Source organism: Chroococcidiopsis sp. CCALA 051, assembly GCF_003015105.1.
Classification (GTDB): Bacteria; Cyanobacteriota; Cyanobacteriia; order Cyanobacteriales; family Chroococcidiopsidaceae; genus Chroococcidiopsis; species Chroococcidiopsis thermalis.
On the sequence record NZ_PYCI01000249.1, the window covers coordinates 1 to 3,014 of the forward strand.

Sequence of the window (3,014 nt, forward strand, 5' to 3'; positions counted from 1 at the left end):
GATCGCTTGCAATTAACGGTTGTCTCTAACCATCTTCACGGCGTGACGGCAGAAGAAATTGTGTCTCCAGAGAAAGCAACTGTATTGGCAGCAGTGAAGGTAATTGGGCAAGAATATCCCAATATTAATTGTCGCAGTATTGATGTGATGATTTCTGATGCGGCAAGGCAACAGGAGCAGCTGGTGGAGCGGCTGTTGGGGGAGTTAATCCCAAGTCAAGCAGAAGATTTGGTGTCACGCATTAGCCGAAGGCGAAGCGAAGCGTTAGGCGCAAAGGCGCAAAGGGCGCTTAAGGTAAATGCGTCTGCTGATGTGGCGATCGCTTATCGAAAGGGGCAGCATTGGGTACAGACTTTTGAACCAGTCTGCTTACCGGAACCGAGCGACAAGATAGCCAAACTCAGAACGGGGGGAGTGTATCTGATTACGGGTGGACTCGGCAATATTGGATTGGTGTTGGCGGAGTATTTAGCTGGGAGTGTCAAGGCGAAGTTGATTCTCACGGGGCGAGCGGCTTTTCCGGTGAGAGATGAGTGGGAATCATGGCTGGCGACTCACGATGAAGATGATGAGATAAGTGGCAAAATTCGGAAACTCCAACGCTTAGAGGCACTAGGCGCACGGGTGATGGTAGCGGCTGCTGATGTGGCTGACATCCAACAAATGCAAGCTGTCATAGAGCGGGCAGAGTCACAATTCGGTCGGTTGAATGGTGTGATTCATGCTGCTGGAATTACTGAAGGCAATTCATTTTCTACGCTCGATCGCATCAGTAAAAGTAATTGCGAACAACAGTTTCAACCAAAGATATATGGACTATTAGTTTTAGAAAAAGTCTTGCAAGGTAGAGAGCTGGATTTTTGTGTGTTAATGTCTTCCTTAGCATCAGTTTTAGGTGGTTTGGGATATACTCCTTATGCGGCAGCTAACCTATTTATAGATGCTTTTGTGCGTCAGCATAATCAGAGATATTCTGATTCTTGGATGAGTGTCAATTGGGATGGTTGGCAATTTAAAGAAGAGCAGAAAAATACAAATACTAGTTCAAGTTTGATAGAGTTTGCGATAAAATCGACAGAGGGTATAGAGGTATTTCAGCGAATATTGTCTTGGAATCAACACGAACAAATCGTAGTTTCGACTGGGAATCTGCAATCTAGGCTTGAGCAATGGATTAATCCCGATCGCTTACAAGTTAGAGATACTTCAAACACCAAGACCTCATCCTCGCTTCACTCGAAACCAAATTTACAGAGTGCTTATGTCGCTCCTAGAAATGCGATCGAACAGAAATTGGCGAAAATTTGGCAAGAGCTTTTAGGATTCGAGCAAATAGGAATTCACGATAACTTTTTCGACCTGGGCGGCGATTCTCTCCTCACAGTTCAAGTTCGGAGTAAATTACAAACAACATTCGATCGCGACATTTCACTAACTGACTTGTTTGAGTATCCAACCATAAATGCTTTGGCACAATTGCTCGATCGCGAACAATGCGAACGAGTTGAGAAATCCGATTTTCAGCAAGTTCATAGCCGTGCCAAAAAGCAAAAGGAAGTCATGGAAGGACAAACGCAATTAATGAAGTTGAGACGAAAGAGCCATGAATAGCGAAGAAACTGACAATTCCTTAAAAGGTATAGCTGTAATCGGTATGGCTGGCTCTTTTCCAGGAGCTAAAAGCGTTGATGAGTTTTGGCAGAATATTTGTGCTGGACGAGAATCGATTTCAATTTTTACCGATGAGGAATTGATTGATTCAGGCATAGATCCAGTGTTATTGAGCGATCGCAATTATGTCAAAGCTGGGGCTGTGTTGGAAGATATCGACATGTTTGACGCGCAATTTTTCGGCTTCACGCGCAGGGAAGCGGAAGTCCTCGATCCACAGCACCGTCTGTTTTTAGAATGTGCTTGGACAGCGCTAGAACATGCGGGTTACAATCCCGTAGGAGAAAAAGGGTTAACTGGCGTTTATGCTGGGAGCAATTTGAGCAGCTACTTGCTGAACAATTTGTTACTTAACCGCGATCTGATGAAATCGTTAGATTTAGAAATTATTGGCATTGGTAACGACAAAGACTATATACCGACACGAATTTCTTATAAGTTGAATTTGAAGGGACCGAGCCTCAACGTCAGCACGGCTTGTTCCACGTCATTAGTAGCAGTTCATCTAGCTTGCCGAGGATTGCTAGGTTACGAGTGCGACATTGCTTTGGCTGGTGGCATTACAATTCAGGTTCCCCAAAAAACAGGTTACTTTTATCAATCAGGCGGAATGAATTCTCCTGACGGACATTGCCGCGCTTTTGATGCTCAAGCTCAAGGCACAATTTTCGGCAACGGACTGGGGATTGTCGTCCTGAAGCGATTAGAGGATGCTGTCGTTGATGGTGACTGCATTCACGCCGTCATCAAAGGCTCGGCAATTAATAACGATGGGGCTGTCAAAGTTGGCTATACGGCTCCTAGCGTCGATGGACAAGCAGCCGCGATCGCCGAGGCTCAGGCGATCGCCGAGTTCGATCCCGAAACTATCACTTATATTGCGGCTCATGGAACTGGTACGCCTCTGGGCGATCCGATTGAAATTAGGGCGCTGAATAAAGTGTTTCGTGCTAGTACCCAAAAGAAAAACTTTTGCGCGATCGGTTCGCTCAAAACTCATGTCGGACATCTCAATTCAGCAGCGGGTATTGCGAGTTTGATTGAAACAGTTTTGGCACTGAAATACAAGCAGATTCCGCCTAGTCTACATTTTGAACAGCCTAATCCAGAAATTGACTTCGCTAACAGTCCTTTCTACGTCAACACTCAGCTACAGGAATGGAAGGCAAACGGCACTCCTCGCCGCGCTGGAGTCAGTTCCTTTGGCATTGGTGGCACGAATGCCCACGTCGTTGTGGAAGAAGCACCTGGAGAAAGTCAAAAGTCAAAAGTTAAAAGTCAAAATTGCCAGGATACAGGTGAACGTCCATGTCACTTGCTGTGTTTGTCGGCGAAAACTGCAA

General features: G+C 45.6%; 2 protein-coding genes. Both read left to right on the forward strand.

Annotation, left to right across the window (positions count from 1 at the left end; genetic code table 11):
- On the forward strand, positions 1 to 1,611 hold a 1,611-nt coding region (locus C7Y66_RS30265; protein ID WP_146149918.1), incomplete at its 5' end, for an SDR family NAD(P)-dependent oxidoreductase.
- The coding region (locus tag C7Y66_RS30270; RefSeq protein WP_146149919.1) for a type I polyketide synthase at positions 1,604 to 3,014 on the forward strand (1,411 nt) is incomplete at its 3' end. The genes C7Y66_RS30265 and C7Y66_RS30270, both read left to right, overlap by 8 nt.